A 7194-nucleotide genomic window follows, 5' to 3' on the forward strand; every position below is an offset into this window, starting at 1 on the left:
GGAAGCTAAGCCTCACAGCGCCGATGGTACTGCAGGGGGGACCCTGTGGGAGAGTAGGACGCCGCCGAACAATTCTTCTGGAAAGGGCTCCAGCCAATAGGCTGGGGCCCTTTCTGCATTTCCGGGGGATCTCGAAGGCGGGCTGGGCCTGTTGCCGGCGGCGGTGTTGTCGGACCTGGGTCGTAGGCTCGCGGCCGGAAGAGCTGTCTTGCTGGGAGAGGGCGTTGACATGTTTCTTGGTCTTCGGACGGTGATCTACCCCGCGCCGGATCTGGCTGCCGCGAAGGCGTGGTGGACCTCGGTGCTGGGTGTCGGGCCGTACTTCGACGAGCCGTTCTACGTCGGCTTCAACGTCGGGGGCTACGAGTTGTCGCTCGATCCGAACGGCGACCCGGCGGTCGGTCCGGTGACGTACTGGGGTGTCAGGGACGTCGATGTGGCGCTGAAGTCGGTGGTGGCCGCGGGGGCGACGGTGCGGAGCGCGGTGCAGGAGGTCGGCGGCGGGATCCGGGTGGCGACGGTGGTCGAGCCGACGGGCGCGGTGGTCGGGCTGATCGAGAACCCGCAGTTCGTTCTGTCCGAGAGGCTGCCGGGTGAGGGCGACGGCCCGGGGCGCTGAGTGGAAGGGTGAGAGGGGTCCTGGTCGTGCCGGCCGGGGCCCCTTTGGTGTCGGGGAGGACGGCGGGCATGGGGTTTCAGGGGTATTGGGTGCTCGGGGTGGTTTCTGACCAGGTGGCGGCAGGTGTCAGCCACTGGGCGCGGCGGCCGGAGACGGCGGCCGGGGAGTTGGCGTGGTGGCGGGAGCGGCTCGCGGCGCGGACGGAGTGGTTGCGGAGGCTGCCGGGCGGCGGGGCGTGGCGCGGGGACGATGCCCTGACGCTGGCGGGGGTGTTCGACGGCTGGCGGGGTGACGAGCCGGAGAGCGTGGACCAGGTGCGGTGGGAGCTGCTCGGCCTCCTGGAGGGGTGCGCGGAGGAGGAGCGCTGCGCGATCGGTGCGTCGAAGGCCTACCCGTTCGACGCGTTGGCGTTCGCGCTGGGGCCGGAGGCGGTGGAGCGGCTGCCGGGCTGGGGCGGTGAGTTCGTGCTCGACGCGGCCGGGGTGCGGGAGCAACGGCCACTGGTGGAACGGCTGTTGGCGGGGGCTGAGGTCGGGCGGGCGGAGGCGTGGCTGTCGGTGATGGGCAATGAGGACCGCGGCGGGACGGTGGCGGAGCTGTTCGCCGGGCCGGTGCGAGTGTTGCGGGCGGCGGAGAGCGCGGGAGCGGGCGCGGTCGGGGTGGTGTTGGAGTTCTGAGGGGGCCAGGTGGCCGGGTTGCCGACCACCCGGCCTCGACGTCAGGCCCCGACCGTCAGTAGGCGGCGTTGGCGTGGTCGTTGAACCAGCCGGGCAGCTGCGGCCACCACTCGCCGGCGCCTGCGGTGAAGGTCATGCCGTCGCCGGACAGGTTCACCTGCTGGCCGGAGTAGGAGGCCCAGCTCCTGAGCGAGGAGACCTTGTGGTTGACCAGGACGGGGAAGACCGTCCAGGTGCCGATCTGGAACTCCCAGCAGTCGCCCGAGTAGTTGTAGTCGGTGAAGACCTGCCCGTAGCCGGGCTGCCCGTAGTGGGTGCAGTTGCCGGCCGCGTGGGCGCTGGGTGTGGCGGCGGCGCTCAGTGCTGCGGCGGTGGTGAGGGCGAGGATTCCGGCCTTGAGGCGGGGCTTTCGGAACGTCAGGGGCATGTCGGTCAGCTTTCGTGGTGCGGTGTCTGGCGATAGTGATGATGTACCGTCACCGCGCTGATGCCCAGGGGGTTTCCAGCCAGTGGGCCGGTGGGAGCCCGGGCCCGAGCCCGGGTCAGTGACTGCCCGTCGGCTCCGCGCAGTCGTTCAGGAGGGCGGCGAAGGCGGTGCCGGCGGGGTCGGTGGGGTCGTCGGGGTCGAAGGGCTCGTCGGTGTAGGCGGGGAAGGTGTGCAGGACGGTGGTGCCGTCGGGTGCGGCGATGGCGTAGTACTCGGCGACGTGGGAGAGGGATTGCCCGGCGTCCAGGAGGTGGGCGCGCAGCAGGAGTTGGCCGCAGGTGGTGCAGGTGATCCAGGGGACCAGGACGGGTTCGGCGGGGTGGTCGTCGCCGGGTTCCCAGGGCCGGTCGGTGAGGGCGACGGGGGCGGGTCGGCCGTCTCCGGGGCAGCGGAGGAGGTCGGGGGTGAGGACCTCGCGTTCGCCCCAGATCTCGGCGAGGACGGAGAGCTGGGCCCGGACGGTCTCGCTGATCGGTATCTGGTGGGTGAGGAGGCCGGAGACGAGGATGCGCAGGCCGGCTTCCTGTTCGCCGATCTGCCAGCAGTCGGCGACGTCCTGGGCGTCCGGCTCGGGGAGGAGGGCGGCGAAGCGGTGCCAGGTGTCGATGTCGTTGTTCACCGGGCCGACGGTAGCGCGCCGTCAGGGGGTGGTGGCGAGGTGGTCGTTGTGGACGAGGAGGCGGGCGAGGTGGGCGGCGGTGGTGGTGACGGGGTGCCAGGTGGGGGCCTGGAGGTGGTCGGTGGGGGTGGGGTCGGGCGGGAGCGTGGCGAGGTGGTGGCGGAGGGCGGTGCCGAGGTCGGCGGTGAGGGCGGCCTCTTCGGAGGTGCGCAGGGTGTGGCCGAGCCAGGGGACGGGGGCGGTGGCGTCGCAGGCGTCGGTGAGGAGGGTGGCCAGGTGCGGGGCGGGGTCGAAGCCGGCGTCCTGGAGGCCGGGGGCGGCCAGGGTGAGGACCGCGGTCACCAGTTGGTGCCGTAGTGCGGGGAGGGTGAGGCCGCGGTCGGTCACCGGGGGAGCGTACCGGTTGGGCGGAGTGGTCAGGCGTGGGCGGCGAGTTGCGGGTCGATGGGGGCGTCGGTGAGGCGGTTGGCGAAGGTGGAGAGGGTGTAGGCGCCGATGCCGAGGACGATTTCCAGGGCGTTGCCCGGGGTGAAGCCGTGGGCGAGGAAGGCGGCGAGGTCGGGTTCGGGGACGGCGCCGGTGTGGTCGAGGGCGGAGTGGACGAAGCGTCGGACGGCCTCCAGGCGGGCGTCCGGGAGGGGTTGCTGGGCGCGCAGGGCGGCGATCAGGTCGGGGTCGGCGTCGAGGTGGGTGAGCTTGGCGGTGTGCATGGCGACGCAGAGGTGGCAGCCGTTGCGGGTGGCGATGGTCAGGACGACGGTTTCGCGGACCAGCGGGTCGAGCTCGGTGGCGTCGAAGAGGGCGGTCAACTTGAGGAAGCCGTCGAGGAGTTGGGGTGAGTGGGCGAGGCGGGCGGCGGCGCTGGGGAGGTAACCGAGGTTGCGGGTGATCCCCTCCAGGGAGCGGCGGGCGGCAGGCGGGGCGGTCTCGGGGGTGAGGTCGGGGAAGTGCTGGGCGGCGGTGGTGGGCATGGTGAGCCCTTTCGGGATCGGGCGGAGGCGTGCCGGGGCGGCCCGGGGCGTGCCGCGGCTGCGCGTCCTAGAATGGACAACGTGGTTGACCAAAACGTAAACCAGGTTGTCGATCAGCGCAACGGCTTCGAGCTTCCCCTGCTGCTGTTCGCCGGATTCCGCACGATCATCGACGAGTTGCACGCCGAACTCGCCCGCCAGGGCCACCCGGAGGCGCGGCCCGCGCACGGCTTCGCGCTGCAGGCGATCGGGCTGGAGGGGGCGACGGCGAGCGAGATCGGGCGTCGGCTGGGGGTGTCCAAGCAGGCCGCCGGGAAGACGGTGGACCGGCTGGAGGCGCTCGGCTATGCGGAGCGGGCGGACGATCCGGGCGACGCACGGCGCAAGGTGGTGCGGCTGACTCCGCGCGGGCTGGACATGCTGGCCCGGTCGGCGGAGGTGTTCGAGCAGATCCGCGGACGCTGGGCGGCGGCGCTCGGCGAGCAGCAGCTGCGCGAACTCGAGGACGGTCTGGCCCGGTTGGCCGGCCCGTCCGGCTTCCGGCTGGACGCGGCGGGCTGGTTCGGCGGCTGAGAGGTCCTGGCGGGGCGTCGCGGGAGAGTCGAGGCGTTGCGGAGAGCCGGCTGACGGGGCCACCCGGAGGCGCGGCCCGCGCACGGCTTCGTGTTGCAGGTGATCGGGCTGGAGGGGGCGACGGCGAGCGAGATCGGGCGTCGGTTGGGGGTGTCCAAGCAGGCTGCCGGGAAGACGGTGGACCGGCTGGAGGCGCTCGGCTACGCGGAGCGGGCGGACGGCCCGGATGGCGTGCGGCGCAAGCCGGTGCGGCCGGCCCCGCGCGGGCTGGAGATGCCGGCCCGGTGCACGTCGCGGCCCCGGGAACACCTCAAGTATTCCAGCGGGAGGGTGGCCCTGTCGCCGGTCTTCGGAATGATCTTCGGGCCGATCCGCCCGCCCAGAATGGTGCTGTCCGGCGCCGTCGAGGGCGCCCGAGAGCGACGGAGAGTGGAATGACCCCCGAAGTGGCCGCGCTGGCAGCCGAGTTGACCGCGATGGGAGCCGCCGACCGGGCGTCCGCGCCGCTGGCGAACAGCGAGGACCCGGCGGAGCGGCTGGCGTGGCGGCGCTCGACCGCGCGGCACGCGGACCGGCTGGCCGAGCTGCTGGACGCGCACGGCTGGCCCGTCGCTGTGGAGGTCGGCGCGGAGGCGGCGCAGGCCGCGTGGCTGATCGCGCAGCACGCCGACCGGCAACTGGACGTCCAGCGGCGGGCGTTGCGGCTGATGGAGCAGGCGGTGGCCGAAGGTGCGGCGGGGGCGCGGGAGTTGGCGTTCCTGCGGGACCGGGTGCTGGTGAACGAGGGGCGGGAGCAGGTCTACGGCACCCAGATCGCGGGGGTGCGCGCCGGCGCGCCGGTGCCGTGGCCGTGCGAGGACCCGGCGCGGATGGACGAGCGGCGGGCCGGGGTCGGCATCCCGCCGTTCGGCGAGTACGTCGCGCAATTCGCCTGAGCGGCGCGCCCGGCGAGTGCGCCACGCGGTGTGCCGACTCCGGTGTGCCCGGCCGGTGCGCGCGTCGCGCATTGCGTCCGCCGCCGGTGTGCCCGGCGAGTGTGTCGCGCATTGCGTCCACCGACGGTGTGTTCGGCCGGTGCGTCGCGCGGTTCGCTTGAGCGGCGCGCCCGGCGAGTGCGCGGCGTGGTGTGCCGACTCCGGTGTGTCCGGCGAGCGCGCTGCGCGGTGCGTCAACGCTGGTGTGCCCGGCCGGTGCGTCGCGCGGTTCGCCTGCGCGGGTGGTTCGGCGAGTGCGCCGAGCCCGCCGCCCGGTCCGGCGTAAGGCCGGGAGGCCGGGCGGTGGGCGGCCGGTGGGTCAGCCGGCGTCGCGGGCGGCGCGGCGTTCGGCCTTGGCGGTGGCCTCCGCCTCGTCCTCGGCCTCGGCCTGCTCCGGGGTGGGGGCGGTGCCGCCGAGGTGGGCGGGGACCCACCAGGAGTCGTCGGGGCCGGTCGGCTTGGCCGGGTACTCGCGCTGGGCGCGGTCGAGCATCTCGGACATGGCGGCGCGCAGGCGGCGGGTGACCATGACCGGCCGGTCGGCCTCGGTGAGGTGGATCGGCTCGCCGATCATGATGGTGACGGGGACGTGGCGCTTCGTCAGGGTCTTCGGGCGGCCCTTGGTCCACAGCTGCTGGGTGCCCCAGAGGACGACGGGCAGCAGCGGGGTGCCGGAGTCGGCGGCCATCCGGGCGGCGCCGGTCTTGAACTTCTTCAGCATGAACGAGCGGCTGATGGTGGCCTCGGGGAAGACGCCGACCACCTCGCCTTCGCGCAGCGCCTTGACCGCGGCCTCGTAGGCCGGCTGGCCGTCGGTGCGGTCGACGGGGATGTGCTTCATGCCGCGCATCAGCGGGCCGGAGATCTTGTGCCGGAACACGTCGTCCTTGGCCATGAAGCGGGTCTTGCGCCGGGCCACCCGGTAGGCGCCGAAGCCGGCGAAGATGAAGTCCAGGTAGCTGATGTGGTTGCTGACCAGGACGGCGCCGCCGGTGGCGGGGATGTGCTCGGCGCCGACGATGTTGATTCGCAGGTCCAGCGCCTTGAACGCGGTGAGCGCGGTGCGGATCACCGGCGGGTACACGAACTCTGCCACGGTCAGTCCTACTTCCCAGGGGCCTGTTGCCCGGTGCGTTGGATCCCGGGGCGTGGCAGGGCCGACGGGTTGCGGCACGCCGCGGCGGCCACGGGTGTTTCCCCCCGATGATCCCCCGAACGGGCACGGTCTGTCACGCCCGTGCACGGCGCGGCCCGGACCTGCCGGTGCGGGCGCGGTGCGGGTGAGGATGGAACGGCCAACTGGGAACCGGAGTTCGGGGCGGTGGCGGCCCGGCGGCGGTCCGTGCCCGGCAGGCAAATCCGGGCGAACCGGGGCAGCCGGGCGACCCCGGACCGGCGTGCGCGCCGGGGTGGGGAGCGGTGCGGACCTCGCGCATCGGTACGTACGGAGAGTGTCCGAAGGCGGGGAATTCGGCGCGGACGGCGTTTGTCACACTTGAGCGGTGATCGGACCGATCGGTGCCGCGGGCGCCGACAGCGGTCGGCGAGGTGCGGGACGGGAGGCGGCGAAGGATGCGCGGCGAGGACGGGGCGGTGCGGTTGACCGGGGCGGAGCTCGGTGCCGCGCTGGGCGAGCGGGCGACGCTGGTGCAGTTCTCCACCTCTTTCTGTCAGCCGTGCCGGGCGACCCGCCGCACGCTCGCCGAGGTGGCGGGGATGGTCGACGGGGTGGCGCACGTGGAGGTGGACGCCGAGTCGCAGCTTGAACTGGTGCGCCGGCTGGAGATCCTGCGCACCCCGACCGTGCTGGTGCTGGACGCCGCGGGCCGGGTGGTGCGCCGGGCGGCAGGTCAGCCGCGCACGGTGGACGTGATCGCGGCACTCGGCGAGGCCGTCTAGCGTTCAATCTCACAGGCGTTCTGGTGCCGGGTCAGGTGGCAGTCGGGCCTGCCTGCGGCAGGATGGGCCAAGGCGGTGGCACGGGTGCCGGGCCGGACCTGCGGCAGCGTAAGCTACTGGCGAGTAGTGACGGCTGAGCTACTCATGAGTATGCTGCCGGGGAGTTCCGGCGGGGCACCGGCGCGCGCCGCCCGGACCGCGGCCCCGCGCGTGTGCCGAGACCACTCGACACGCACGGACGCAGCCGCAGCCGCCGGATCGGACCAGTAACAGGAGAGCAGGCCGTGAGCTTGAGGATCGTTGTCTGTGTGAAGTACGTGCCCGACGCGACCGGTGATCGTCGCTTCGCGGACGATGCGACCACCGATCGGGAGG

At 73.2% G+C, this 7194-nt stretch carries 10 protein-coding genes and 2 pseudogenes; 7 read left to right on the plus strand and 5 right to left on the minus strand.

The annotated features are described in order from the left end of the window. The first annotated feature begins 229 nt into the window (after positions 1-229). Entirely contained in the window at positions 230-619 is a 390-nt protein-coding gene (locus tag ACFYST_RS36400; RefSeq protein WP_387868736.1) for a VOC family protein, read from the plus strand. Positions 620-717: 98 nt separating this feature from the next. Continuing rightward, positions 718-1296: a hypothetical protein gene (locus tag ACFYST_RS36405; protein WP_387868738.1), complete on the plus strand. Its 579-nt coding sequence runs from the start codon at positions 718-720 to the stop codon at positions 1294-1296. A 55-nt stretch (positions 1297-1351) separates the two neighbouring features. Here ACFYST_RS36405 and ACFYST_RS36410 read toward each other — a convergent pair whose 3' ends face one another. The 4 genes from ACFYST_RS36410 to ACFYST_RS36425 all read right to left on the minus strand — a co-directional run bounded on the left by ACFYST_RS36410 (position 1352) and on the right by ACFYST_RS36425 (position 3373). Then, positions 1352-1723, minus strand: coding sequence for a hypothetical protein (locus tag ACFYST_RS36410; RefSeq protein ID WP_387649931.1), 372 nt, complete (start codon positions 1721-1723; stop codon positions 1352-1354). Between the two features lie 115 nt (positions 1724-1838). Next, positions 1839-2402 carry a hypothetical protein gene (locus tag ACFYST_RS36415; RefSeq protein WP_387868741.1) on the minus strand — a complete coding sequence of 188 codons (564 nt, stop codon included), beginning with the start codon at positions 2400-2402 and terminating at the stop codon, positions 1839-1841. 21 nt (positions 2403-2423) lie between these two features. Next, complete coding sequence (locus ACFYST_RS36420) at positions 2424-2789, minus strand: hypothetical protein (RefSeq protein WP_387868742.1); 366 nt, start codon at positions 2787-2789, stop codon at positions 2424-2426. Positions 2790-2818: 29 nt separating this feature from the next. After that, positions 2819-3373, minus strand: coding sequence for a carboxymuconolactone decarboxylase family protein (locus ACFYST_RS36425; protein WP_387868744.1), 555 nt, complete (start codon positions 3371-3373; stop codon positions 2819-2821). A 72-nt stretch (positions 3374-3445) separates the two neighbouring features. On the opposite strand from ACFYST_RS36425, the gene ACFYST_RS36430 reads away from it, so the two are divergent. From ACFYST_RS36430 to ACFYST_RS36440, 3 genes and pseudogenes are all read left to right on the plus strand, one after another. Continuing rightward, positions 3446-3946, plus strand: coding sequence for a MarR family winged helix-turn-helix transcriptional regulator (locus ACFYST_RS36430; RefSeq protein ID WP_387868747.1), 501 nt, complete (start codon positions 3446-3448; stop codon positions 3944-3946). A gap of 54 nt (positions 3947-4000) precedes the next feature. Then, positions 4001-4231 (plus strand): annotated as a pseudogene (locus ACFYST_RS36435) (MarR family transcriptional regulator); the annotation flags it as partial. A gap of 149 nt (positions 4232-4380) precedes the next feature. Continuing rightward, positions 4381-4881, plus strand: a complete 501-nt coding sequence (locus tag ACFYST_RS36440) for a DUF6624 domain-containing protein (RefSeq protein WP_387868749.1) — start codon at positions 4381-4383, stop codon at positions 4879-4881. Between the two features lie 358 nt (positions 4882-5239). Here ACFYST_RS36440 and ACFYST_RS36445 read toward each other — a convergent pair whose 3' ends face one another. After that, positions 5240-6016: a lysophospholipid acyltransferase family protein gene (locus ACFYST_RS36445; RefSeq protein ID WP_387649945.1), complete on the minus strand. Its 777-nt coding sequence runs from the start codon at positions 6014-6016 to the stop codon at positions 5240-5242. Between the two features lie 476 nt (positions 6017-6492). Between ACFYST_RS36445 and ACFYST_RS36450 the strand changes: the two genes are divergently transcribed. Both ACFYST_RS36450 and ACFYST_RS36455 read left to right on the plus strand, forming a co-directional pair. Further along, positions 6493-6819: a TlpA family protein disulfide reductase gene (locus ACFYST_RS36450; protein ID WP_387649946.1), complete on the plus strand. Its 327-nt coding sequence runs from the start codon at positions 6493-6495 to the stop codon at positions 6817-6819. Positions 6820-7103: 284 nt separating this feature from the next. Then, a pseudogene (locus ACFYST_RS36455) lies at positions 7104-7194 on the plus strand (electron transfer flavoprotein subunit beta); the annotation flags it as partial.

The organism is Kitasatospora sp. NPDC004614, from assembly GCF_042873675.1.
Taxonomy (GTDB): Bacteria; Actinomycetota; Actinomycetes; order Streptomycetales; family Streptomycetaceae; genus Kitasatospora.

What these genes read in the sequence shown, in the direction of transcription:
- ACFYST_RS36400 (WP_387868736.1), top strand. Translation starts at nt 230, where the DNA reads ATGTTTCTTGGTCTTCGGACGGTGATCTACCCCGCGCCGGATCTGGCT.
- ACFYST_RS36410 (WP_387649931.1), bottom strand. Translation starts at nt 1,723, where the DNA reads ATGCCCCTGACGTTCCGAAAGCCCCGCCTCAAGGCCGGAATCCTCGCC.
- ACFYST_RS36425 (WP_387868744.1), bottom strand. Translation starts at nt 3,373, where the DNA reads ATGCCCACCACCGCCGCCCAGCACTTCCCCGACCTCACCCCCGAGACC.
- ACFYST_RS36430 (WP_387868747.1), top strand. Translation starts at nt 3,446, where the DNA reads ATGGACAACGTGGTTGACCAAAACGTAAACCAGGTTGTCGATCAGCGC.
- ACFYST_RS36440 (WP_387868749.1), top strand. Translation starts at nt 4,381, where the DNA reads ATGACCCCCGAAGTGGCCGCGCTGGCAGCCGAGTTGACCGCGATGGGA.
- ACFYST_RS36450 (WP_387649946.1), top strand. Translation starts at nt 6,493, where the DNA reads ATGCGCGGCGAGGACGGGGCGGTGCGGTTGACCGGGGCGGAGCTCGGT.